Below are 23411 nucleotides of genomic sequence, written 5' to 3'. Positions count from 1 at the left end.
AGCAAAGGCGATCTCCCCAGTTAATGGGAAGGTCGCCTTTATTTTCGGGAAGATCATACCTAACTTAAGAACCATTTGCCATTTTGCGATGATTGTAAGGGTCGTTTCCTATTCATGCGGAGCAGCAGACGTTGATGCTTGTCGACCAGGGCCTCGATCGAACGATAGGGATAAAAATTGTTGCGTGTATTTCTGTGCTTCTTCAAACCTCTTCCTGTTTCTGCAGTAGCGGGAAAGCATCATGAGAATCGACAGGTAGATGGTCTGCTCTTCCGGGCGCATATCGTCATGCTGATAAGCATCAAAGCGCTCCGTCAAAGGTGCGATATACTCATCGACGTTAAGCTCCTGGGAAAGGGCACATTCTAAAAGGGTCAGCAATCCGGATAGGGTTTCGGATGGATGTTGATTTAGAAATTGGACGTACTCCTCGATTTTTGTAAGATTTCCTGATAGAAGGTGTACAGACAGAGAATTGGCATAAGCATAAAAAGCATATTGGTCCAGTATCCGCTGGCTGCGTTCGCTTCCGTCCAAAAACCGTCTAAGATCTTTATACTGATCAATACACTTCAGCGATTCCCCGTATTGCTTGTCTTTTTGATAGCCGATTCCCTTCATCAGCAGACTGTATCCTATATAATAAATAATCGGTTTTTGTGCCTGAATATTGTGAATAAAGGATTGATACGCGTCGTTATAGAGCTGATCCGACCGCCGAATCAGAAGTGTCCAATTTTCTAATGAATAGGCGTAGTTCAAGGCGGATACGGCCGTATCCAAATTCATATCTCCATCATTTGCGCAATCGTCCATGGGGTCCTCCTAGCATTCCTATTTCTTCCAATGAGTAGAGTATATAAGGTAGGCCGGTTACGGTCAATTTATTGAAAAAAGAACACCGGGCGTGGTCGCTGCGATTTTTGCGGTTCAACAATCCAATACATGCAAAAAGGCGGCCTCCCCAATATGACGGAAGGTCGCCTGCTTATGCGTTACATTATTTCTTTTGCACCGTAATCGTCCAGGATGCATCGTCGATCTGTTCGAAATTCGTGACGGTGTGGCCGGCTTCTGCTGCCCAGCGCGGTATGGCTTCGGTGGCCTGCGTGCAGTCGAAGTCGATGACCAGCTCGTCGCCGCTGTTCAGCTCTTCGATCGCCTGCTTGGCTTCAATTAACGGGAACGGACAGACCATGCCCAGAACGGCTAGTTTTTGTTGTTTCATGGAAGTAACCTCCTTAAGATGTGACTAGTTTAACGTAAAGCTCCTAATTAGGTTGTCGTGGTTTGCAGCGAAGCGGACTGCTTCAGCTTGGCTTTGGTGCGAGGGCGGACGTACACGAAATAAGAAGCCGTCCATGTGCCCAAAATCATAAACACGAGGGATACCCAGCCCTGCCATGTCATCATGGCGGTCATGACGAGACCGTTACCGATCGAGCAGCCGCCTGCCCAGCTGGCGCCGAAGCCCATCAGGATGCCGCCGGCAAAGCTCGAAACCGCCGTCTTAGCATCCGGAGCGCGGAAGCGGAATTCCCGGCTGCCTTTGGCGGCGATAAAGGATCCGACAAGGATACCCAGCACCAGGAACATGCCCCAGTTCACATACTTATCGCTGTCACCCGTAACCAAGTACTGCAAAATGTTAGCGGAAGGCGTCGTGATCCCAAGACCCGACATGCGTCCGGTCGCCTCGCTCAGCGGCCAGGCCAGCAGGGCGATCAGGCCGACTAGAATGGCGGTAAAGAACGGATGCCAGCGTTTTTCGAACAGCAGATGGCTGAGTCCGGAACGCTTCGGCTTCATCGCCGGAATGGCTACCTTCGGTTTGCGCAGTGTACGGATGACCATCACGATCGTAATGATAGCTAGAAGGACGATAAACGGCCAAACCGAAATGCCGAAGGTGTCCGGAATGGAGTTGGCCGGAGCCTCTACTTTCTTGATTCCGTTATTGAGCGGCGCCAAGGCACCTGATTTCATCGTGGCGCTCATCGCCATATAACCGAACAGGGCGATCCAGCTGCCGATCAGTCCTTCACCGGCCCGGTACCAGGTTCCTGTCGCACATCCCCCGGCTAAAATAATACCAATCCCAAATATAAACGAGCCGACCACGGTAGCCACCCATGGGAACGTGCCGGCGCTGAATTCGATGAGTCCAAGCTGGATCAGCGCAAACACGCCGATGCTCTGAATCGAAATGGCGATCAGCAGGGCATAAAACATGCGGTTGTCCTTGGTCAGATACATGTCCCTGAATCCGCCTGTCAGGCAGAAGCGTCCACGCTGCATGACGAAGCCGAGCAGGGCGCCGCACAGCAAGCCTGTTAACATCAACATGACGTCATTCTCCTCCTTTTCGTATATACGAGTAATTCACTTTGTTTTATAGGTATTTATGATTCTAACAAACGGGCAGGAGAAGTCAATGGAGAAATGTTCCAATGAGGCTGACATATCATGTGATCGTGTTGATGAGCGGAGGCATGCCTGACCGCTGCGACTGTGCAACGTATTCGGTAGGGGAGAGGCCGCAGTATTTTTTGAATACCCGGTGGAAATACGAAGTATCGTAGTAACCGAGGTACTGCGATATGCCCGCGACCGTCATATTTGAGCCCAGCAGCAGGCTGCAGGCCTCCTGCATGCGCAGCTCATGCATATAGCGGATCGGAGAACGGCCATACACTTCTTTGAAGACGGCGGTTACGTAATTGGGGGAGCGGCCGATCAAAGCAGCCAGCCGGGCAATCTCGATCTGCTCCCGGTAATGCTCCAGCAGATAGGCTTTGACCGCTTCGGCATATTTCAGCTTGCTCGGTGTCAGTGCGGGCTGTTCGAGTTCCCGGGCAATCATGCCAAGGAGCTCCTGCAATATTCCAAGACAGATGATGGAACGGTAGCTTTTCCCGCCACGCATCTCTTCGTACAGCCTGTCGCAGCGGTGATAGGCGTATTGGCTTGGGGAGAGCCTGAACTTGATGAAATGTCCTTGATCCACGAACGGAATTCCCGTCTCAGCCCCGGGCTCGCATGTAAATAAAACGGTATGTTTTTGGTGGGGAATGCCGTCCTTGTTCTCTCCTGAACGGCGGGCTCCGCGGGGAATGAAGAGCACGTCCTCCGCCTCGGCGATCACAACATTGCCATTAATCTCGTACCGGACCTGGCCCTGCCGGACGACGACCAGAACGTTGTACGGAATCGTCTCAAGGTTGGTCCTCCATTGGGGGATTTCATTGTCGAAATTTACACTCATGATTTGAAGCATGCGCTGCACCTCTTTATTCCAAAACTTAATAAAACCCTATCATAATGCAGACTTCTCGTAAATTATGCTTCCTTGCAATCGGCATAAATCTTATAAATTGCGATAGAAATATACATCAGATCAATGAAATGTACATGGACGCATATGGAGCGTCACGCCTATAATTCAGCTGCAAAGGCATTTCATATTATCCGGAGAGGACGGATGGACGATGAGAGTGTTACTGCTGGATTTGGATTCAACGAGACCGGACCACCTTGGCTGTTATGGCTACCACCGCAATACGTCGCCGCATATCGACCGGGTCGCGGCCGAAGGCGTACGCTTTGACAACTACTATACATCAGACGCTCCGTGCTTCCCGTCGCGTACGGCATTGATGACGGGCCGTTTCGGCATACATAACGGCGTCGTGGGACACGGCGGGACCGCGGCGGACGTCCGGTATGAAGGCGCTGACCGCGATTTCCACGACAAACTCGCGTCAGAGAGCTTCCCGGCGGTCTTCCGCCGCGCGGGCATGCGGACGGCCCTAGTCAGCCCATTTGGGGAGCGGCATTCTGCCTGGACCTTTTATGCAGGATTCAACGAAATTTACAATACGGGCAAGGGCGGGATGGAGTCGGCCGAGGAGGTCACCCCCGTTGTGCTGGATTGGATCGAGCGGAACGCAGATCAGGAAGACTGGCTGCTGTACGTGAACTACTGGGATCCGCACACCCCTTACCGGGCGCCGGCATCGTTCGGCAATCCGTTTCAGGACGAACCGCTTCCGGAGTGGATCACCGAAGAAGTGCTGGAGCGCCACAAGCAAAAGGTTGGCCCGCACGGCGCGAACGAAATCAATATGTATAACAGCAGCACGTCGCCTCATTTCCCCCGCCATCCCGGCGACATTCAGAACATGGACGATTTGCGGAGGATGATCGATGGCTATGACTGCGGCATCCGGCATATGGATGACAACATCGGGATGATTTTCGATCGTTTGACGGAGAAGGGGGTCATGGACGACCTGGTGATCATCATCACCGCCGACCATGGCGAAAACATGGGCGAGCTCGGCATTTACGGCGAGCACGGTACCGCCGACCAGGGCACCTGCCGGATCCCGATGATCATCCGGTGGCCGGGGATGCAGAAGGGGATTTCTGATGATTCCCTGCACTATCATCTCGATCTGGTGCCGACCGTCGCGGAACTGCTGGGCGTTCAACCTGCGCCTAGCTGGGACGGCCGCAGCTACGCCGGTGCGCTCCGCAGCGAAGAGTCCGGCGGAAGGGAGTACCTCGTCGTCTCGCAGTGCGCCCACGTATGCCAGCGCAGCGTACGGTTCGGGGACTGGCTGTATACCCGCACGTACCATGACGGATATCACCTTTTTGACAAGGAGATGCTGTTCAATATTACCGAGGATGCCCACGAGCAGAACAACCTGGCTCAGGAACGGAGAGACCTGTGCAGGGAAGCGGTCTACTTGCTGAACGAGTGGCATGACGAGATGATGATGACGATGAAGTTTGACGTCGATCCGCTGTGGACGGTCATTCAGGAAGGCGGGCCGTATCATGCGAAAGGGCATCTGCCGATGTACATCGAGCGGCTGGAACAGACCGGGAGAGGGCATGCCGTGGACGAGCTGAAGCGCCGCCATCCGCGGGAGTTTGCACAGAAATAAGCGGCATGCGGCGGGAATGAAGACAAGGGGCTATCGATTGGCGATAGCCCCTTTCTATATTGCCTGTCGGCGCTGACCATGCTGGCAACAGCGGTTTACCATGCATCGGCGCAGCTTAGTTCAAATCTTCGAGCAGCAGCGGTGCGATGAAATCGCGGAACACATTCGCCGGATGCCGCTCTTTTTTACGCTTGTCATCGGTCAGGACCACTACCGTCTCCAGGATGGGGACGATATAGATGAACTGTCCCGCATATCCGCGTGCGTAAAAATAGTCAAATGAAAGCGGGGATGCAGCAGCGGAATGACCACCAAGCCCGGCTCCAAAAGTATCCGTCCACCAATGCCAGCCGTAGAAGCCGCGGTTTGGCGGACCAGCGGGGATGGACGGCTGTACGGACCGGTTCACAAGCTCACGGGGGATCAGCTGCCGCTGCTCCCAGCGTCCCTGCTGCAGATACAGCTGCCCGAACCTCAGCAAATCCCCGGGACGGAGCCATAAGCCGTAGCCTCCGGTGTGGATCCCCTGGGGGTCGGACTCCCAGCGATAGTCTTCGATGCCCAGTGGTCCAAACAGATTTTCCTCGGCGTACCGGGCCGTTGACTTGCCGGCGGCTTGAACCAGGATCGCGGACAGAAGCTGGGAGCAACCCGAGCTGTACTCCATCCGGGTCCCAGGTGTTTCGGAAATCGGCTGCTCGAGCACAAATTCGACCCAATTGCCGGTTCTGGTCATGCGCGGAAACGATTTGATCCCGCCGAATTCGCTCCATTCAAAGCCGGCTGACATCGTCAGCAGATGCTCCAGCGTAATCTCCCGCTTGCGTGGATCGGAAGCGGAACGTAGCTGCGGGAAAAATTCGATGATCGGCGTCTCCGCACCCGGCAGGATGCCTTGGTCCATTGCGATGCAGATCAGGGCTGATAAAAAGCTTTTGGTGCAGGAATTGACCTTCGCCTTTTCGTCAGGGATGCGGGGATGACGGTAGTGCTCAAACACCAGCCTGCCGTTTTGGCTGATCAGGCAGCTTCTCAGGTCGACCGGTGCGATCATTGAAGCGAGTGCAGATATATTCATGGGAATCTTCCTTTGTTAAGTATGGCTTTTGTGGCATGAAGCCGCCTATCCATTATTGCAAACTGACGCCTCCCGGACAAGGTTCGGACGATGCTCCAATGGCTATTTTCGATCGAAGGACCATCACGTATAATGAATACTTAGCCTGCTTGAACCTCATCCATACACGCAAAAAGACAGCGGCTCCAGGTGAACCACTGTCTTCGGCGAAGGCTGTTATTTGGTTAAAAGGTTAACATGATCAAGCTCCGTGCTGCTGTTGAAAATAAACTCAAGTTTATAGTTGCCGCGGTTGTACGTCAGCTTGGTCTGTGTCTTCTTCCCGGTTTTGAAGGTGGACACCGAACTTGGTGCATACCAGTTCTGCTTCAGCATCTTCATCGTAATGCCGCCGATATTGGTCTGGCGTTCGACGTTGGTGCCGAAGTAGCGCATTTCACGGATTTTGCCGAGCTTATAATGGATTGCGTAGCCGGGATTGCCCATATTCGCGCTGTATACATCGAACCCATCGGCATCCTTCATCGGATTTTCGGGTTCCCCGATCTTGTGCAGGACATCCTGCCGGGTGCTCTTACCAACGCTGAGACCGCTAACCGCCCCCGGGAACTGGCCTTTCAGCGCCGGTTTGTAGAAACTGTTCAGCGTCTGGAGTGCCTGCTTGGATGCGTAACCTGCATCGGCTGCCGCAGCAGCGTTTGCTTGATGTACGGAATATGTCGTGCCTGCGCCAACGGCTCCCAGGCCTACCATGCCGGCCACGGTTATGGTCATGATTGCTTTTTTTGCCGGTTTTGTGATGTTCATGCTGTATCCTCTCCTTGTAACTTCTGGGGTCTCTATGTTTTTATTACCCATTCTGCGTAAGATTCAATTCTTCTACAGCATAATAGAACCCGAAGGAGATTGGGTTACGATTCCGTGAAAGAATATGTCAATTTTGACACAGATGGCGTTAAAGGACGCGTTCAGGGAACGGACAGAAGCCAGGATTGGCTGAGGACAGCATCTTGGTATATTCCGGCTGAAGCTTGGATAACTCGTTGAAATAGCTGGAGATGACGTGGTTCCCTCCAAAGGATCCGAGCTGAAAATGCCGGGGTGACAAGTTCTTTACATGGCTGTAATAAAATGATTTGGACCGTTTCGGCAGTTTGTATACGGTAGGGGGCGCATGGGTCACGACATCAAACAGATTGGCGATGCGAAAGCTGTTGGGGACATAGCTGGCACAAGCCTTGGCAAAGGCCGGATCGCCTACCCGCGGTGAACCGAATGTGAACAGGTAAGGGGAGCGGAAGCCGGTGTTGGCTGCAACATCGACCGCGCATAAGGTCGCCAGCGCCGCACCCAGGCTGTGACCGGTAATAAACAGCGTCTTTCCGCGGGATACCTTAGCCAGTGTCGAGATAATGCGGGTCCTTGCGGAGGCATAAATGTCCGTGAAGCCCCGATGCGTCAAACAGTCTTCTTTAATGTATTTGTATTTCTTCTGAGATGCGATCAGGTCCGCGATCCAGTTGGTCGTCGTGCTGGTTCCCCGAAATGCAATGATGACCTCTTGATCCGAATCGAGAATAAAACCGAAGCGTTCCCAATCGTTCGTAATGGACCTGGCCTCAATCGTCTCAAGCCGTGTGTATGGAGAAGGGACGACAAACGACCCGTCCGCATTCTCAAATTGAGCATAGGTCTGTCCGCAGATGGCCGCCAGAAAAATGGTACGCTGCTGCAAATCGTCTGCCTTGCTCATACGCATCCCGCCTTTCACTCCTACACTATATTAAGAGGATGAGGATCGGGTGCTTGGGCATGAATAGTCTAATAAGGAGGTGTCCACCATTCCGATTCGTATCAAACGGGTCTATGAAAAGCCTGAGGCATCAGACGGCAAACGAATCCTGGTTGACCGTCTTTGGCCAAGGGGACTCACGAAAGAGCAGGCCGCGGTCGACGAATGGATGAAAGAGATCGCGCCCAGTCATGAGCTGAGAAAATGGTACGCGCATCGGCTGGAGCATTACGAGAAATTCAAAGAGCTCTACCTGCAGGAGCTGCAGCAGGACAAGCCTTCCCAGCTTTTACGGCAAATCCGGGAGTTGGCGGAGGATTGCACGGTTACGCTGTTATATGCCGCGAAGGATACCACCATGAACCAGGCGGTCGTGCTCAAAGAAATTATTGAAACGTCGTAAGCACCGCGGGCTGGCCGGATCGTTGTAGTAGCTTACTCTCATAAATCATTCCGGTGACCGTCATGGCGCCTCCTTAAACCCAAGGGCTGCAGGGGGCGCCATTTTGAGTTGGTTGAGCCGCACCTCTAATTGCCTGCCAAACACAAATGATTTTGCCGCAGCGCAAAATATTTGCTGCCTCTGTCATCTGTTTTTGGACCGCCATTGGCTCGGGGCTTCGCCCATCAGCCGCTTGAAGTGCCGGTTGAAGCTGGATAAGGTCGCATAGCCGACCTCCTCGGAAATAGCCAAAATGCTGCTGCCGCTATGGCACAGCAGGGCAGCCGCAACCTGAATGCGCACGTTGTTGATATAGTCCAGCGGAGCCATGCCCATGCATTTGTGGAAAATGCGCCGGAAATGGGTGACGCTGAGGCAGCATAGCTCGGCTAACCGGTGGATCGGGACCGGTTCCATATAGTGCTGGGAAATGTACTCGAGCGCTTTTGAAATTTGCTGCATCGCCCGCCGGTCGGCCCCGCCAGCCGCAGTTTCTGCGGTGCCGCTCTCTTGAAGCAGCAGCTGCCTGCCGATCAGCGTCAGGAGCGTCCAGATGTATCCTTTTACAGCCGATTCATATCCCGGCCCGTGTTTCTCCAGCTCTTTCATCGCGCGATCTGTCAGCCAGACGACCTCAGCGTGATCATCCGGGGTGACGATGTTGTTGAACCGGGAATACGTATCGGTTTTGACCCGGTCCCAGAATCCGGAAGACAGCTGGTCAGACGAAAAGAGGGCGTCCGGATCAATAAAGCAGAAATGCCACCTGCTTTCTTTTCCCTTTAAGCTTTGGGCAAGATGCAGCTGATTCGGAAAGATGATGCTCACATCCCCTTGGGTGTAGGGCAGGATTTTGTCTTCAACGAAAAAGACGCCTGAGCCTTCCAGACAGTAGCCGATCTCAATGCAGTTGTGAAAGTGCAAATACGTAATCTCGTTGTCTCCCTGGATATAATTGCTGAGCCAATCCACGGGGAAATCGGAAGGAAGCATATAAAGCTGGGAGACGACTTTATAATCAAATGGTCGATTCTGCACAGTTTTCAGTCCTTTTTCGGCGGAAGTCATTGTTTTCATTATAATAAACTATCCTTGAACGAAAATCATTGATCTTGGGAAAGGAGTTTATTGATATGGCTTATCCTAAGGAACCGAGGATCCACGAACTGGCAGGCAAAATTATTGAGTACGGGCGGCTCGCGCACGAATACGGAGGACGGGGCGTGGCCGATGCCTGGAACGACGTGGAAGAGAAGATGAAAGAAACGTTGGAGAGACTGCAGGGATTACCCATTGACGCCGAGCTTAAGGAGCGGGAGCCGGACGATCTGCCGTCCATTCGAGCGCAGCGAACTGAAGGACCAAGAAGGCTGTGGGGATCGTTTGACAAGGCGGTCTACAAGGAAAAGCTCGAAGGGGCGATGCTCGCCCGTTTTGCCGGATGCACGCTGGGAGCGCCGGTGGAATTCTGGGATGTGAGCGACATGGAGAAATGGGCCGCATATATCGGGGATGCCTTTCCTCCACAGCATTATTGGTCCAAAATCAAAAATCCGAACGATCTCCGTTACGGCAAAAGCACCTTTTATGAATATACCTTGGAAGGCTTATTCCAAGTCCCTGTCGATGACGATATTACTTATACGATCCTCGGACTGCTTATTGCCGAAGAGCATGGCCTCAACTTCACGACAGAGGATGTGGGAAAGAGCTGGCTCAAGTACCTGCCGGTTGCTTGTACTGCGGAGGAGGCTGCGCTCAACAATTTGAAGGCGGGCATCCCGGCGATGCAAGCAGCTGACGTCAACAATCCGTTCTGCCAGTGGATCGGTGCGGATATCCGCTCGGATCCCTGGGCTTACATGGCTCCGGCGTACCCGGCGAAAGCGGCGGAATACGCCTATCGGGATGCTTATTTGAGCCATCGGCGGAACGGGATTTACGGGGAGATGTTTTTCAGCGCTGCGCAGTCCGCGGCGTTCGCCGTCGATCATCCCGATCAGGCGCTCCGCATCGGCTTGACCGAAATTCCGAAGGAATGCAGCCTTTACAAGGATGTGGAGTGGGCGCTTGCCGTAAGCGGTGAAATCCATGATTACAAGGAAGCCAGGGCGGCGGTCGATGAGCGCTTCAAGGGAATGTCGGGCGTGCACACCAACAACAACGCCTGCTTGACGGTGTTCGGCCTGATGATCGGGGGGACCGATGTGTCCAAGGTGATTTCGGAGACGGTTGCCATGGGACTGGACAACGACTGTACGGCTGCGACGGCCGGCAGCATCGTTGGCGCGATCGTCGGGAAATCCGGCGTACCGGAGCATTGGGTTGAGCCGTTTCACGATACGGTCACAACGTATATGACGAACGCGGAGAAGTTTCAGATCAGCGACCTGGTCGACCGATTTACCCTCCTTGCCGGCAAAACGCATCACGAATCGTAACTTGGCGACGTAGGCCGTATTTCTTTGTAAGAACGATCCAGCGTGAATCCGTATGTGATCGAACAAAAGACATATCAAATCCATCCACGAATCATGCCCTTGGATCCATGGACAACTGGCGGAGGATCGGAAACAATGGGGGAAACGGTGTCCAATCAACCGGGAGAGGTGGAAAAGGATGAAACTCAAATTGATCAAGGCGTTGTGGGGCATGGAGGGAACGGGTACATTGGAAGAGCAGGTGGGGCGTATCGCTTCCGCCGGTTATGATGGCGTTGAGGCGCCCCTGCCGGCACCTGACGACGAACAGCGGTTTAAGGAGCTCCTCGCAAGCCATAAACTTGATTATGTAGCGATGATTTTTACCGAAGGGCCGGACCACTATGCTTCTTTCGAAGCACAATTGGAACGGGCAACGTCGTTTGGGCCGATCCATGTTACTGCGCATTCCTTAAAGGACTATGTCCCGCTGGAGGAGCAGATCGATTATTTCCGGCGGGCCGTTCAGCTTGAGCAGCAGCTTGGCGTCAAGGTGGGCCATGAAACCCACCGGGGCAGAGCTTTATTTAATCCCTGGGATACGGGGAAGGTGCTGAATGCGGTCCCTGGACTTGGACTGACGGCCGATTTTAGCCATTGGTGCTGCGTTACCGAATCGACGCTGGAACATTTCGAGAGTGAGCTGGACCTGGCTATCGCCCGCACCGTACATATCCATGGGCGTGTCGGTTATGCGCAGGGCCCTCAAGTTCCGGATCCGCGGGCACCCGAGTACGCGCATGAAGTCGCTCGGCATTTTGACTGGTGGAACCGGATCGCCGATGCGAGGCAGCAAGCCGGTGCCTCCGAATTGACCTTTACGCCGGAATACGGTCCGCCGGGTTATCTTCACACGCTGCCTTTTACCAATCAGCCGGTGACGGATTTGTGGCAGGTATGTAAGTGGACGGTAGAACAATACCGTGAAAACTTTGAACGAACCCAATCCGTGAAAGCCACCTGACAAACATAAGTGAAGCTATGTAAAAGAATGCAAAAAAGGCTGCCGCAGTGCTTCAACCGCATGCGGGCAGCCTTTTGTCATGGATACAGGTACCTCTGGCCGAAATTATTTTCGGTAGAGCTGCCGGAAAGACTTCGGGGTATGACCGGTATATCTCGCAAAGCTCCTAACGAAATAAGGAAAGGATCCGAAACCCGTCTGCTCGGCGACGCGTCCGATCGGATCGTCGGTATGGATTAGAGTTTGCTTGGCCTGCTCGATCCTGTGCCGCGTTAAATACTCCAGCGGCGTACAGCCGAACGTCTTTTTCATACATATAGCGATGTAGTTGGAATGAAAGTGCAGGGCTTCCGACATCCGCTTATAGCTGATGGGCTCCCGGTAATGCCGGCGAAGATATTCGCCCGCCAGTTCCGCCACCTTCAGATGTGGATTCTGTACTTCTCCCCCTTCCGTCTGCTGCAGCATGGACAGCAGGTCCTGAAAGCAGATCTGCTGCTTCCAGCGGGCGGATACTGTTTGTTCCGGGTGCAGCAGCATCAGCCTGCGGAGGAGCTCTTCCACTTGACCTGGGAGAAGCGGAGCTCCTTGCTGGGAAATATAGATTGAGAATTTCTCGATCTGATAGAGGGGATGGCCTTCAAATGCCGGTAAAGAGGAATCCTGCTCGGAAACTTCGTTCCAGCTGCCCAAGGTTTGAAAATGCAGCCAGTAAAAATGCGTTTCTTCCAAACAGGGCCGGGCGGTCCGGTGCGACCGGTCGGGCCGAAGGATGGCGTAATGTCCCGCCGAGACGGTGAGCATCGTAAGCTCTTCCTCCAGAAACAGGCAACCCCTCGTCACGAAGATCAGGTCAAAGACCCCGATGCCGCTGCGGTCCGGATGGATTCCGCCAATCGGGTAGATGTCCTCCCCGCAGGTAATGTAATGGGGCAGAGGCGGAGCGATGAATTGAAACATGGCGATCCTCCTTCCTTCGAATCGAATTGCTTCTATCATAAAGGATTGCATATGGCGAAGCCATATGTTTTGCCTGCATGATGAGGTTGTGATCGGACAAAAACATGTTGATATCCGGTATCGGTAAATAGCGGGGGACATGGTATATTTCATAGCGTTAGCCGAAGTAATCCGAAGATGAAAAGGGAGTGGCGAGCTATGAAATTCGTTAAAACCGCTTTTGAACAACTGCCGCTTGGCGCGGTTAAACCTTCCGGTTGGCTTAAGGAGCAACTGATGATTCAAGCAAAAGGTCTTACCGGGCATTTGGAGGAGCATTGGGCGGATGTCGGGCCCGAAAACGGGTGGATCGGAGGCAGCGGAGAAAGCTGGGAACGCGGACCGTACTACTTGGACGGACTTCTTCCGCTTGCCTATTTGCTAGAAGATGAAAGGTTGATCGCCAAAGCCAACCGGTGGGTTGAATGGTCGCTCGCGAGTCAACAGGACGATGGCCACTTCGGTCCGAAACGGATCGAAACTGTCAACCGTGAGGTCGATAAAAAGCACGATTGGTGGCATTACATGATCATGCTGAAGGTCATGATGCAGCATGAAGAAGCGACGAAAGATGAGAGGATCGTTCCCTTTCTGACGAAATTTTTCGGCTACGTCCGCCGCACCATTGAAGAGAATCCGCTTCAAGGCTGGGCGAAAACCCGGGGAGCAGAAATGCTGCTCTGCCTGGTATGGCTGTATAAAAGGACGCAGGATCCTTTGCTGCTGGAAGTGGCGGAGATCGTGGCCAAGCAGACGACAGACTGGTCCGATATTTTTTACGACTTCCCGTTCTGGCGCAAGGTAGAGGAGTGGGACTGGACGACGCATGTGGTCAATGTGGCGATGGGGATCAAGACGCCGGGTGTTTTGTACGAACTGACCGGAGATGCCGTCTTAAGGGAGGCTGTGCACCGCGGAATCGATTCGCTGATGACATACCACGGTCAGGCACATGGCATGTTTTCGGGTGACGAGTGGCTCTCTGGTACGCACCCGAGTCAGGGTGTCGAGCTGTGCGCCGTGGTGGAATACATGTTTTCGATGGAGCAGCTGACGCGGATATTTGGCGACGGCAGGTTCGGCGACATTCTTGAGAAAGTGGCGTTTAATGCGCTGCCGGCGGCAATCTCTCCGGATTGGACTTCCCATCAGTACGATCAGCAGGTGAACCAGATTTTGTGCAACGTCGCTCCCCGCAGCTGGGTGAACGGGCCTGACGCGAACCTTTTCGGCCTGGAGCCGCATTTCGGCTGCTGCACCGCGAATATGCACCAAGGATGGCCCAAGCTGACGTCGCATTTGTGGATGAAGGACCATGAGGGTGGGCTTGCAGCCGTTTCCTATGCGCCGTGTACTGTCGAGACCCCGGTTGGCAACGGTTCCTTGGCCAAGCTGGCTGTCAGCGGAGAATATCCCTTCCGGGACCGTGTCTCCATTTCAATCACTTTGGAGCGCCCGGAAACATTTACGATTTCCTTGCGGATCCCGTCCTGGTGTACACAGCCTGAAATCCAGATCAACGGTACACTGGTGAACGTTCAGACTGAGAACGGCTATGCCAAAATCAACCGCGAGTGGGCGAGTGGAGACGGGATCGAACTGACGCTGCCGATGACCGTCAACACGACGTCGCGCAACCTTTATGCGGTCAGCGTAGAGAGGGGACCACTTGTCTATGTGCTGCCGGTCCGGGAGCAATGGCAGATGGTGCGGGAGCGTGAAATGTTCCATGATTGGGAACTGTATCCGGGATCGGCCTGGAAATACGGCCTGTTGGCCGATACCGGCTTTGAGGTAACCGAGACGGATATTCCAAGCCAGCCGTTCTCCGCGGATGGAGCCCCCGTGCGGATCACAGCATCGGGACAGCTGGTCAAAGACTGGAAGATGGAAGGCAACAATGCAGGCACACCGCCCATTCATCCCGACTGTAACGGTCAGCCTGTGGCGGAGCTTGAGCTGATCCCTTACGGTAGCGCGCGGCTGCGGATCGGTGAGTTCCCGCTCATCGGCAGCCGGAAGCGGTTCAAGGAGCGATAAGATAAGCTCTGCTAGACAGGGCTTCTCACCCTGCACGGCAAGGCGTGCGGAATCCGTCCCGGGTTCGCTCTAAAGAGAGAGATGCCGCAGGGCATGCGGTCATCTCTCTTTTTTGGGCTGCAGGGCGCGGTTTAATCGTGTATCATGCTATTAAAACGAGCGGTTCCGATCCGGCAGCGAGAGGGCCAGAGACTAGGGAGGTTGTGCATCGTTGCTTACATTACCCGTCATTCATGCTATGGGAGACATCGCCGTGAAGCCGGGATCCGTTCTCGGGATGCGTACGATCGACGATTTCGAATTGGTATACTTCCCGGCAGGAACCCGATCCGTTTACGAAATCGACCGGGGGCCGTTTGCGCTGGACCGTCCGGGAGTCGTGTTCACCTGCCCCGGAGAACCGCACCGGTACCGGTTTGATCCTAGCCTTCCCACAAGGCACTTATTCGTTCACTTCGAATTTGCTGCATTTCGGGAAGCCTTCTGCAGGCCGTACCACGATCGGGAACATTTCCGTGACTGGTCGGTCATTGCCGGAGGGAGCCTGATTCCCTCCATGCTTAAGCAGATGCTGAAGATCGCGCATATCAAGCCGGCCGGCTGGCAGCGAAGGGCGTCCGTTTTGCTGATGGGCGTCCTTGAGGAATGGCAGGCGATTGAGGAAGACGAGTCGATGTCGGCCGCTTCGCTGCCCGCCCCCATCATGCGGGCCATGGATTATATGGAGCAGCAGCTTCACCGCCAGATTACCATTGAAGAAATTGCGGCCAGCTCGGGCTGGACCCATGAGCATTTCACCCGGATGTTCGTCCGCTGGATGGGCATTCCGCCTCAGAAGGCGCTGCTGGAACGCCGCCTCCGGAGAGCTGAACAGCTCCTTATTCAGGCAGAGCGGACCATCAAGCAGATCGCTTACGACGTCGGATTCACCGATGAGCATTATTTCTCCCGCATGTTCAAGCGAACCCGTGGAATGACGGCCCTGGAGTTTCGTGACCGGTTCGCGGATCCGTTGTTCCGGCATTTGGCCGTCATCGAGGAAGAGGAGGCCGCGTATCCTTTGAACCGGCATTTTGTCGTACTGGATCACGGTGATTCCCGGTAAAGCGGATATCAAATCCGTCCACCGTTTTCCGTGTCCTCTCCATTGAGAACGCTTACGAAATCCTTCACACTTAAGATAATCAATGCGTGTGGAGGGGATCAACCATGGGGCAGACGTATGTGCCGAAAGCCAAATTAAGAGAGGACCGTTATTATGTAACGGTGGAAGAGTATAAGCAGTATCACAGGGACGGATTCGTCATCGTCCGGGGGCTGCTGGATCCGAAAGAAATTGAACAGTACGCCGTGTGGGCAGAACGGCTGCGGATCGAGAATGAAGGAAAGCGCAAGCAGGCTTCCGAGGAGGATACCGACCCGCTCAAAGCGGAGTTCGCCGAAAAAACGCGGGTTCATATGATCTCCCGCCTCTACCCGGAAGGGGAGCAGCTGATGCTGCATCCCCGAATACTCGACGTGCTTGAGGCGCTTACGGGTCCGGATGTGTATGCCCTGCAGTCCATGATCTTTTTTAATCCTCCGGGAAAAGGGGGACAGGGATGGCATCAGGACGCATACTACATCAAAACCCATCCCGACACGTTGATCGGAGCCTGGATCGCGCTTGAGGACGCCGATGAAGAGAACGGCTGCCTGTGGGTGGTTCCCGGCTCCAACCATGAGCCGATTTATCCGCCGCCGGGAGATCATGGCGGAAACGTTCACGCCAGGGAGGCGTTTTCCAATCTCCATTCCGTTGAGCATGTCAGTCACCTGGATGACGAAGTCAACACGCTGTCGAAGGTGGTGTCCCATTATCCTGACCCGATTCCGGTTCCGTTAAAGCCTGGGGACGTGCTGTTCTTCCATTCACACCTGTTTCACCGCTCCTACCCGAATCGAACGACGGACCGTTACCGCCGATCGTATGTGTGCCATTACTGCAATGCCCGTTCGTTTGTTCCATGGGACCATGACGGCTACGAGGGTGACAGCGGGAATTACCGCCAAATCTTGGCGCGCGGACGGACGCATCTGGCATATGCCGAACCGCTATTCGATACGCCGGTTGATATTACGCAGCATGATGAGATTTCCGAGTCCACCAGCGTGACGATGATGGGGATGGACGACGGCATGATGATGCCGGTCGTTCAGGAAAAAGGCGAACAGGACTGAATCACGGTACCTGGACTTTTTTGGAGTCATGAATCTAGCCTTCTGTATTTTTCATAAACAAGAGCCCGGCACCTGTGCCGCGCTCTTGTTTGTTTTGAAGGCGTTTGCCCCAAACCCCGCTATTCCTCATCCAGTATGGCGATCGGACTGAAGGCTTCATAATGAATGCGCTCCTTAGGGATTTCCAGCTCTTTCAATGCTTGATTGATCGCTTTCATGAAGGAGACGGATCCGCAGAAATAATACAGCGCCGGCCCGGACGGAAGAATGGAGCGCAGCCACGCTGCATCAACATATCCCTTGTGTGAAAAGCTTTCTGAGCCCAGGTCTTTCTCGGTTGGAGAAGAATACGCCGTGAAGCAGCGCAGGTTCGGGTGGCTGTTGGCCAGCCTGGCAAGATGCTCCTTGAACGGATGGTTGTTCCCGTTCGCGGCCGCTTGCACAAAGGTTACTTCGCGGCCTGGAGATTGATCGGCAACGGTATTGATCATGCTCATCAAGGGAGTAACTCCGATTCCTCCGCCGATGAGGACTAGATGGTCGTCGGTATGGTCCAAGGTGAAATCACCTGCCGGCGCAGAAAAGAGGAGAGAATCCCCTTCTTGAATGCGGTCATGCAGATCGTTGGATACGATCCCGGCCGGCTTCCCCTCGTTCGAACGCTCCCGCTTCACGCTGATCCGGTAATAGCTTTTGCCCGGGGCGTCCGAAAGGCTGTAATGGCGAATGTGCGTATACTTTTCGCCCGGAACTTGCGCTTTGATCGTTAGATATTGGCCGGGTTCAAAGCCAGCAAGAGCCTGTTTGTCCGAAGGCTCTAGGTAGAAGGAGGTCACATCGTCGCTTTCCGCTACTTTCCGGGTAACCGTAAAGCTGCGGAAACCTTCCCATCCTCCGGCTTGTTCTTTTGATTCTTTATAAAGGTCCTGTTCGATTTGAATAAAGGCCTCGGCAATATATTCGTATGCCTTACCCCACGCACCGATAATTTCATCGGTAGCTGCACTTCCGAGCACCTCCTTGACTGCCTCGAGAAGCGTCTCTCCGACCAACGGGTATTGCTCCGGTTTTACGCCGATAGCCCGGTGCTTTTGGGTGACCCTGGTAATGACCGGCATGATGGCATCCAGATTCGTAATATGTTCACCCGCGGCGTATACCGCATAACCCAATGCCTCCTGCTGCAGCCCGCGCTTCTGGTTGGTCTGGTTAAAAAGGTTGTAAAGATCCGGAGCCTTGGCAAACAACAATTCGTAAAACTTTTTTCCGATTTGCTCGCTGTGCTGCTTAAGAACAGGAGCAGTCGATTGAACGATCTCGATCGTTTTAGAGTCAAGCATGTCTGTTGAGCCTCCATCCATATTTCATTGCCAACCATTAGCTTGACCGATTTCATTTTGCATTAATCAAAATTTTTCCAAACGATGGGGGCTGTATGAAAGGCGGTACAGGGAGGGGGCGAGATCAGAATATTTTTTTGAGAAAAAGAGGAAAAAGCAAAACAAAGGTAGAATAACTTGGATAGGAACGTTTGTTTGCGTGTTGTTTTTTTATTAACAATCCCAAATAGGCAGGTCATATGCGGCGTTGGGACAGGGGAGCGAGGTGAGTTATATGACGGAAACAGCCCTTAATTCTTCCTTTCCGGGGGAATTTGCCGGATTATTGGCCGAAGTGAGACCCCAGCTGCTGCAGTACTGCCGATCGCTGACCCATCGGGAATGGGAGGCCGAGGACCTGGTTCAGGATACCATGGTCAGATTGATGAACCGGTGTATACAAATGCCAGAGATGACCCTGAGCAAGCCGTATATGTTTCGCACGGCCCGCAATCTTTGGATCGACCGCTGCAGGTCCAGCCGGAGGCTCGTCACCATGTCGGTCGAACAATTTGAATCGGCTTACGGAAGTGAACCGGAACCCTTCGCGGACAACCTGATCACGCGCGATCTGCTGGAAGAGCTGATGTACCAGCTGAAGCCGAAGGCATTCGTCATGGTTCTTCTGTGCGACGTATTCGGGCTTACCGCCAAGGAAGCGGGAAACTGCATCAACATGGCGGAGGGGGCCGTTCAGGTCGCCCTTTCCCGGGCGCGCAAACGGCTGCGCCTGCTGGCGCTCCATACGCCGGAAGGGATTTGGAGCGATGCACGCTCGCCGCAGAGCCGGCCGGGCGATCCCAAGTCGGCAGCCAAGCTTCTGGAAGCGGTTGCCGCTGCTTTTATCCGCCATGATCCCCACATGATTTATGAAGCTTATCTCCGGGTGTACGAGAACGGCTGCCGCATTGCGGACATCCGGACCCGAGATGGTCGATTTTATTTTACTTTTCAGGATCCGGACGGCAATGTTTTTATGGTGAGCGAAACATTTTAATCATCATCTTAGGCGATTGTGTATGGTTGCAGGCAGCTTCATCGTTATTTACATGTGAGGGCATTTAAGCTAGAGAGGAGGTAGAGATTCATGCCATCAGGCGGCGCTTCATTTGTATGCATCGACAGAGTCTTTCTGCCGGTCCCTGATGCCAAGGCGGCCGCGGAATGGTACATCAACGAGTTTGAATTCAGGATCGGGCGCAGAGGCAGTAAGGAGATCGACTTGCGGATACAAGATGGTGAAACATTGCTTACGCTGACGGAACATTCCGGAAACCAGCGTTATCAGCCGCTTATCCACCTGGACGCCTCTGGCCACATTCCATGCTTCAACTTCTATTGTCATTGGGACGATTTGCACAGCGGCTGGCTTCGTTCCAGGAACATTTCGGTCACGTCAACGATGCAGACGGATCACATGAACGTTTGCGAGATGATCGACCCATACGGAAACGTGACCGGGATCTGCCATGAAAAAAGCAATTCGCTCTTCTACACACCGGCTCCCGGACCGGTTCCCCCGATGTTTCACCGGATTCTCGCCGTTTTTCTTCCCGTTATAGATTTGGAGTCCTCGATCCGATGGTACGTGGATATGCTTGGTTTTGAGCTGGTAAACCATTGGGGGCAGGGGGCGGATCTCAAAATCGGCAGGGGAGAAACGATTGTCACAATGATTGTTATGGACGAAGAGCTGCACCGTCATGCCTTGCTGAGGCTGAACGGCCAGGCTTATTATTCGCTGCAAACGCCCAGCATTCACGATGCTTACCGGCAGCTGTCCCAATTAGGCGTCCCGGCCGGATCATGCCGGGAACAGGATGGAGTCAACAGGTTTCACATTTGTTCTCCGGAAGGTTTAATCATCCGTATATCGGAAAAGGAGCTGATTCAAATTGTCTCAACATGAAGAAATGAATCGCACTACCGCGATCCCGTTCGAGAACCGGATTGCGAGCGTGTTTGTGCATGTCACGAATCTTCGGCAATCTGCCGAGTGGTACAGCCGCCTGCTGGGTCTTCCGATCAAGGAAGAACGGTTAAACGGCGGACCGGTGTATTGGTTTGATTTTCAAGGTACGCATCTCATCCTGGATTCCAATTCGGGGAACAGGCAAAATCCGGATTGGAGGGAAGACATGATGCCGCGCATGATGTTGCCTGCCAAGGATATTGACGCGGCATACCTTTTTATTCGGAAACAAGGCACGCCTCTCTCTGAACCGGAAAGACACGGGCCGATGGCATACTTTAACTTCCGCGATCCGGAGGGGAACGTACAGATGGCATGCTGGGCCGAGAACCGCGAGGAAGACTCATCATTGGCAGGATTAAGCCGAAGTCCGATTTTGCCGAGAATCGGCGGCGTATTTGTTGACGTGAAGCATATGCCTGCGGCTGCCCGGTGGTACTCGGGACTGCTTGGTGTGGAATATGATGAAGCGGCCGCCGAGCAGCGGATTTATTCCGTTCCGACGGCATCCGGTGCCGCGCTTCTGCTTGACCATAACCGTCATCTGAACGGGGAGTCGTTTTCGGAGCTGTTTTATTTCGAAACAGAGGATTTTGACGGGGCACTCCAATTTGTAAAGTCTAACGGCTTTGAGTTGGCCGGTGAACCGCAAATCTTTCCTGACCTGAGCGAGTTCGCCCTTCTGGACCCGGATGGGAACCGGATCGTCATTGCACAAATGAACGAGGAAGGACAATGACGGCATGCCAAAACAAATCAGCAGTTCGCTAACCGTGTTATCCGTTTCGGATGTGGCCCGATCCAGAGCCTATTACCGTGACGTGCTCGGCTTTGACGTGACAGATTGGTGGGCCCAGCGTGACGGATTATCCGGGCTTGCGCTCAAGCTTCATCAATCACCGGATCCTGCCCGGATTTATCCCAATCCTCCGGAACCCGGCTCCGAACTCGGAATCGACGTCTCGGCTTACGTTGACACCTGGGCAGCGCTGGACAGTCTGTATGAGGAGTTCAAGTCCAAAGGGGCCGTCTTCGCCATGGAGCCGACGATTTTTGCGGATGGCGGCCCATGGAAGGAGTTTGTGGTCGAAGATCCGGACGGATATCATCTGGCGTTCGGCGGCGTGGACGGAAGCCGTGCCCACTGCAGCATCGATCCTCATATCCAATCTGTTTTTTTATGTGTGAGGGACCTTAACCGCGCGGTGGAACGCTATTCACAGCTGTTGGGGCTTGAGGTGCGGAAACAGGACCGATATCGCCATCTTCATGTGTTTCGTCTTGACAACGGTTCAGAGCTCATGCTGGATTCCAACGGTATGGAGGATGTTCCTATAGCCGAGAAGGGGCCGGTTCTTTTTAAACTGAGTACATATGACATCGATCAAGCCGCAAAGGAAGCGCAGGAGATCGGTTTCGACATCGTATACGGCATCCAGCGGCTTCCGCAAGTATCCTTCTTCAATATCAGGGATGAGGACGGCAACACGATCATGATTTGCCAGGAGCATACGGGGGTGTAGTCATGAACATAGAAATCGTGGAAAGGCCGGAATTGAAGGCGGCCGTGCTGCAAATTCCGAGAGACGGACGCCTTGTGCGGGATGCCTGGGCCCAAGTGTCTGCAAGGCTTAAACATCACCCTGGGGTTGCGGATCGGGAGCATGGATACGTATTTATTCCGGAGTGGCAGTGGTCAACGGAAGTGACCACGTTATGGGTCGGCATGGTGGTGGACCATTTCGAAGGACTGCCTTCAGAACTTCAGCAAATCACCATTCCGGCGAAACGCTATGCCAAGCTCACCGTCCGTGGGAATCGAACTCATATGGAAGAAGCGTACGGCGCGTTGTTCGGCTGGTTTGAGCAAGGGCCTTATGAAAGGGATGTACGTGATGGCTCATTTGGCTATGAAATGAACCGGCTTCAACCGGTAAATCCCTTTGAGATTCCTGCCGATGACATCGACTACTTTGATTATGATATTTATGCGCCGATCAAGGACGAAACGGAATTATAGATATACTCATACCGATCGTATCGTGATTTCGCGGAACTGAAGGGGCAGACCCTCCAAGCGTTTGCTTGGGGGGATCCGCTGTGAATACCGCCCCTGTCAGCGTGGCCAGAACGGCTGCTAATCTCGTAATTCATCCTGCACGCTTGTTTGCCACATGAAGAATTCATTGATTCATTAGTGCGGGTAAGCGGTGCCGAATTCGATGCCGCAAGGACCGCCGTCCGGATTGACATCGAGATCGACCTCGCTTCCGTCCCTGCGGAACAACGGCCGATAAAATGAACTGATCTGGGTAGCGGAAGCGTTGGCATAATGGCAAATAAAAGCACGCCGGAAACGATTCTGCGATTTGTTGCGGTAAGACCCGTGGATCAGATTACCGTTGAAGAACAGAACGTCTCCCCGGTCCATGATGGCGGGAACGGCTTTCCTGTCTTTTGGCGGCTTGACCAGATGAGTCGTAAACGATTCGCTGGAGTCTGCTTCCTCCGGGCATACCAGCGCATAATCGCTCGTTTTGGGAACGATGAGCATTCCGCCGTTTTCTTCATCCGCCGGGTCGATGGCGGTCCAGGCCGCAATGCAGTTACCCGGTTCGACCTGCAAGTAGAAGTTGTCCTGATGCAGCGCTTGCCCGCGTGAGCCCGGCGGTTTGTAATAAAACATGCTTTGTGCCGCCAATGCCTCCTCGCCGTACAAATCGGCGAGCACATCCATCACGGGTTTATGCAGCATATACTTTTTTGCGGTAGCGTTGAACCGGTGGGGATGCATGACGCGAGGATATCGCTTCAGCGGATCGCCAGCTTCCTGATCGAGCACCGGCTCGAAGTGTCCGGGTACGACGGTGTTGCCGATCTCTTCGAAGGTAGCGTCAATGTCTCTCAATTCTTCCGGCTGAAAAAGCCCCTTTACAATTAAATACCCTTCCGTTTCAAACATTCGCAGCTGTTCTTCCGTCAAAACTTGCGGATTCGTCTGCATGGGGTGTCCCTCCCTGATTCGTAATGGATACTGATTGACAATAGCATACGGTAACTCTATGTTAAGGAGAAGGCTGAAATCTGCTA

Annotated in this window: 23 protein-coding genes; 12 read left to right on the top strand and 11 right to left on the bottom strand. The window is 53.6% G+C overall.

Annotated features, from left to right (window positions below):
- Nucleotides 1–108: 108 nt before the first annotated feature.
- From MKY74_RS24925 to MKY74_RS24910, 4 genes are all read right to left on the bottom strand, one after another.
- Nucleotides 109–816, bottom strand: coding sequence for a hypothetical protein (locus MKY74_RS24925; RefSeq protein WP_076171110.1), 708 nt, complete (start codon nucleotides 814–816; stop codon nucleotides 109–111).
- A gap of 184 nt (nucleotides 817–1000) precedes the next feature.
- Entirely contained in the window at nucleotides 1001–1228 is a 228-nt protein-coding gene (locus MKY74_RS24920; protein ID WP_076171113.1) for a sulfurtransferase TusA family protein, read from the bottom strand.
- A 47-nt stretch (nucleotides 1229–1275) separates the two neighbouring features.
- Entirely contained in the window at nucleotides 1276–2343 is a 1068-nt protein-coding gene (locus MKY74_RS24915; RefSeq protein WP_076171745.1) for a YeeE/YedE family protein, read from the bottom strand.
- Nucleotides 2344–2464: 121 nt separating this feature from the next.
- Nucleotides 2465–3277 (bottom strand): helix-turn-helix domain-containing protein, encoded by an 813-nt coding sequence (locus MKY74_RS24910; protein WP_076171115.1) that lies wholly within the window; start codon nucleotides 3275–3277, stop codon nucleotides 2465–2467.
- A gap of 211 nt (nucleotides 3278–3488) precedes the next feature.
- On the opposite strand from MKY74_RS24910, the gene MKY74_RS24905 reads away from it, so the two are divergent.
- Nucleotides 3489–4955: a sulfatase family protein gene (locus MKY74_RS24905; protein WP_076171118.1), complete on the top strand. Its 1467-nt coding sequence runs from the start codon at nucleotides 3489–3491 to the stop codon at nucleotides 4953–4955.
- Nucleotides 4956–5070: 115 nt separating this feature from the next.
- Here the strand turns inward: MKY74_RS24905 and MKY74_RS24900 are convergent, their stop codons facing one another.
- From MKY74_RS24900 to MKY74_RS24890, 3 genes are all read right to left on the bottom strand, one after another.
- Complete coding sequence (locus MKY74_RS24900) at nucleotides 5071–6033, bottom strand: serine hydrolase domain-containing protein (protein WP_076171120.1); 963 nt, start codon at nucleotides 6031–6033, stop codon at nucleotides 5071–5073.
- Between the two features lie 216 nt (nucleotides 6034–6249).
- Nucleotides 6250–6840 (bottom strand): YjgB family protein, encoded by a 591-nt coding sequence (locus MKY74_RS24895; RefSeq protein ID WP_076171123.1) that lies wholly within the window; start codon nucleotides 6838–6840, stop codon nucleotides 6250–6252.
- 148 nt (nucleotides 6841–6988) lie between these two features.
- Nucleotides 6989–7786, bottom strand: coding sequence for a lipase family protein (locus MKY74_RS24890; protein ID WP_084203950.1), 798 nt, complete (start codon nucleotides 7784–7786; stop codon nucleotides 6989–6991).
- 79 nt (nucleotides 7787–7865) lie between these two features.
- Between MKY74_RS24890 and MKY74_RS24885 the strand changes: the two genes are divergently transcribed.
- Complete coding sequence (locus MKY74_RS24885; protein ID WP_244169282.1) at nucleotides 7866–8228, top strand: DUF488 domain-containing protein; 363 nt, start codon at nucleotides 7866–7868, stop codon at nucleotides 8226–8228.
- A 183-nt stretch (nucleotides 8229–8411) separates the two neighbouring features.
- Here MKY74_RS24885 and MKY74_RS24880 read toward each other — a convergent pair whose 3' ends face one another.
- On the bottom strand, nucleotides 8412–9344 hold the full coding sequence (locus MKY74_RS24880) for an AraC family transcriptional regulator (RefSeq protein WP_244169283.1): 933 nt from the start codon (nucleotides 9342–9344) through the stop codon (nucleotides 8412–8414).
- A 56-nt stretch (nucleotides 9345–9400) separates the two neighbouring features.
- On the opposite strand from MKY74_RS24880, the gene MKY74_RS24875 reads away from it, so the two are divergent.
- Nucleotides 9401–10708 carry an ADP-ribosylglycohydrolase family protein gene (locus tag MKY74_RS24875; protein ID WP_076171129.1) on the top strand — a complete coding sequence of 436 codons (1308 nt, stop codon included), beginning with the start codon at nucleotides 9401–9403 and terminating at the stop codon, nucleotides 10706–10708.
- 178 nt (nucleotides 10709–10886) lie between these two features.
- The gene (locus MKY74_RS24870) at nucleotides 10887–11711 is read left to right on the top strand and encodes a sugar phosphate isomerase/epimerase family protein (protein WP_076171132.1); all 825 of its coding nucleotides are present in this window, start codon (nucleotides 10887–10889) and stop codon (nucleotides 11709–11711) included.
- A 105-nt stretch (nucleotides 11712–11816) separates the two neighbouring features.
- On the opposite strand, the gene MKY74_RS24865 is transcribed toward MKY74_RS24870, so the two are convergent.
- Nucleotides 11817–12671, bottom strand: coding sequence for a helix-turn-helix transcriptional regulator (locus MKY74_RS24865; RefSeq protein WP_076171135.1), 855 nt, complete (start codon nucleotides 12669–12671; stop codon nucleotides 11817–11819).
- Nucleotides 12672–12869: 198 nt separating this feature from the next.
- Here MKY74_RS24865 and MKY74_RS24860 point away from each other — a divergent pair, with 198 nt between their 5' ends.
- From MKY74_RS24860 to MKY74_RS24850, 3 genes are all read left to right on the top strand, one after another.
- Nucleotides 12870–14750, top strand: coding sequence for a beta-L-arabinofuranosidase domain-containing protein (locus MKY74_RS24860; RefSeq protein WP_076171138.1), 1881 nt, complete (start codon nucleotides 12870–12872; stop codon nucleotides 14748–14750).
- Nucleotides 14751–14961: 211 nt separating this feature from the next.
- Nucleotides 14962–15855, top strand: coding sequence for an AraC family transcriptional regulator (locus tag MKY74_RS24855; RefSeq protein ID WP_244169284.1), 894 nt, complete (start codon nucleotides 14962–14964; stop codon nucleotides 15853–15855).
- 104 nt (nucleotides 15856–15959) lie between these two features.
- Nucleotides 15960–16970: a phytanoyl-CoA dioxygenase family protein gene (locus MKY74_RS24850; protein WP_076171140.1), complete on the top strand. Its 1011-nt coding sequence runs from the start codon at nucleotides 15960–15962 to the stop codon at nucleotides 16968–16970.
- Nucleotides 16971–17089: 119 nt separating this feature from the next.
- Here the strand turns inward: MKY74_RS24850 and hmpA are convergent, their stop codons facing one another.
- Nucleotides 17090–18310, bottom strand: coding sequence for an NO-inducible flavohemoprotein (gene hmpA / locus MKY74_RS24845; RefSeq protein ID WP_076171143.1), 1221 nt, complete (start codon nucleotides 18308–18310; stop codon nucleotides 17090–17092).
- Nucleotides 18311–18584: 274 nt separating this feature from the next.
- Here hmpA and MKY74_RS24840 point away from each other — a divergent pair, with 274 nt between their 5' ends.
- From MKY74_RS24840 to MKY74_RS24820, 5 genes are all read left to right on the top strand, one after another.
- A complete protein-coding gene (locus tag MKY74_RS24840; protein ID WP_076171145.1) occupies nucleotides 18585–19346 on the top strand; it encodes a sigma-70 family RNA polymerase sigma factor in 762 nt (253 codons plus the stop codon).
- 90 nt (nucleotides 19347–19436) lie between these two features.
- Nucleotides 19437–20258, top strand: a complete 822-nt coding sequence (locus MKY74_RS24835) for a VOC family protein (protein WP_076171148.1) — start codon at nucleotides 19437–19439, stop codon at nucleotides 20256–20258.
- Nucleotides 20245–21060, top strand: coding sequence for a VOC family protein (locus tag MKY74_RS24830; RefSeq protein ID WP_076171151.1), 816 nt, complete (start codon nucleotides 20245–20247; stop codon nucleotides 21058–21060). Before MKY74_RS24835 ends, MKY74_RS24830 begins: the two co-directional genes overlap by 14 nt.
- Nucleotides 21061–21064: 4 nt before the next feature.
- Complete coding sequence (locus tag MKY74_RS24825; protein WP_076171153.1) at nucleotides 21065–21844, top strand: VOC family protein; 780 nt, start codon at nucleotides 21065–21067, stop codon at nucleotides 21842–21844.
- 2 nt (nucleotides 21845–21846) lie between these two features.
- Complete coding sequence (locus MKY74_RS24820) at nucleotides 21847–22341, top strand: GyrI-like domain-containing protein (protein ID WP_076171156.1); 495 nt, start codon at nucleotides 21847–21849, stop codon at nucleotides 22339–22341.
- A 174-nt stretch (nucleotides 22342–22515) separates the two neighbouring features.
- Here the strand turns inward: MKY74_RS24820 and MKY74_RS24815 are convergent, their stop codons facing one another.
- A complete protein-coding gene (locus MKY74_RS24815; RefSeq protein WP_076171158.1) occupies nucleotides 22516–23325 on the bottom strand; it encodes a phytanoyl-CoA dioxygenase family protein in 810 nt (269 codons plus the stop codon).
- Nucleotides 23326–23411: the final 86 nt, after the last annotated feature.

This window comes from Paenibacillus sp. FSL R5-0378, assembly GCF_038009285.1.
Lineage (GTDB): Bacteria > Bacillota > Bacilli > Paenibacillales > Paenibacillaceae > Paenibacillus_AQ > Paenibacillus_AQ favisporus.
The sequence above is the reverse complement of the archived record's forward strand: the minus strand, read 5'-3'. Positions and strand labels throughout refer to the sequence as shown.

What these genes read in the sequence shown, in the direction of transcription:
- MKY74_RS24925 (WP_076171110.1), bottom strand. Translation starts at nt 816, where the DNA reads ATGGACGATTGCGCAAATGATGGAGATATGAATTTGGATACGGCCGTA.
- MKY74_RS24920 (WP_076171113.1), bottom strand. Translation starts at nt 1,228, where the DNA reads ATGAAACAACAAAAACTAGCCGTTCTGGGCATGGTCTGTCCGTTCCCG.
- MKY74_RS24910 (WP_076171115.1), bottom strand. Translation starts at nt 3,277, where the DNA reads ATGCTTCAAATCATGAGTGTAAATTTCGACAATGAAATCCCCCAATGG.
- MKY74_RS24905 (WP_076171118.1), top strand. Translation starts at nt 3,489, where the DNA reads ATGAGAGTGTTACTGCTGGATTTGGATTCAACGAGACCGGACCACCTT.
- MKY74_RS24900 (WP_076171120.1), bottom strand. Translation starts at nt 6,033, where the DNA reads ATGAATATATCTGCACTCGCTTCAATGATCGCACCGGTCGACCTGAGA.
- MKY74_RS24895 (WP_076171123.1), bottom strand. Translation starts at nt 6,840, where the DNA reads ATGAACATCACAAAACCGGCAAAAAAAGCAATCATGACCATAACCGTG.
- MKY74_RS24890 (WP_084203950.1), bottom strand. Translation starts at nt 7,786, where the DNA reads ATGAGCAAGGCAGACGATTTGCAGCAGCGTACCATTTTTCTGGCGGCC.
- MKY74_RS24880 (WP_244169283.1), bottom strand. Translation starts at nt 9,344, where the DNA reads ATGAAAACAATGACTTCCGCCGAAAAAGGACTGAAAACTGTGCAGAAT.
- MKY74_RS24875 (WP_076171129.1), top strand. Translation starts at nt 9,401, where the DNA reads ATGGCTTATCCTAAGGAACCGAGGATCCACGAACTGGCAGGCAAAATT.
- MKY74_RS24870 (WP_076171132.1), top strand. Translation starts at nt 10,887, where the DNA reads ATGAAACTCAAATTGATCAAGGCGTTGTGGGGCATGGAGGGAACGGGT.
- MKY74_RS24865 (WP_076171135.1), bottom strand. Translation starts at nt 12,671, where the DNA reads ATGTTTCAATTCATCGCTCCGCCTCTGCCCCATTACATTACCTGCGGG.
- MKY74_RS24860 (WP_076171138.1), top strand. Translation starts at nt 12,870, where the DNA reads ATGAAATTCGTTAAAACCGCTTTTGAACAACTGCCGCTTGGCGCGGTT.
- MKY74_RS24850 (WP_076171140.1), top strand. Translation starts at nt 15,960, where the DNA reads ATGGGGCAGACGTATGTGCCGAAAGCCAAATTAAGAGAGGACCGTTAT.
- hmpA (WP_076171143.1), bottom strand. Translation starts at nt 18,310, where the DNA reads ATGCTTGACTCTAAAACGATCGAGATCGTTCAATCGACTGCTCCTGTT.
- MKY74_RS24840 (WP_076171145.1), top strand. Translation starts at nt 18,585, where the DNA reads ATGACGGAAACAGCCCTTAATTCTTCCTTTCCGGGGGAATTTGCCGGA.
- MKY74_RS24835 (WP_076171148.1), top strand. Translation starts at nt 19,437, where the DNA reads ATGCCATCAGGCGGCGCTTCATTTGTATGCATCGACAGAGTCTTTCTG.
- MKY74_RS24825 (WP_076171153.1), top strand. Translation starts at nt 21,065, where the DNA reads ATGCCAAAACAAATCAGCAGTTCGCTAACCGTGTTATCCGTTTCGGAT.
- MKY74_RS24820 (WP_076171156.1), top strand. Translation starts at nt 21,847, where the DNA reads ATGAACATAGAAATCGTGGAAAGGCCGGAATTGAAGGCGGCCGTGCTG.
- MKY74_RS24815 (WP_076171158.1), bottom strand. Translation starts at nt 23,325, where the DNA reads ATGCAGACGAATCCGCAAGTTTTGACGGAAGAACAGCTGCGAATGTTT.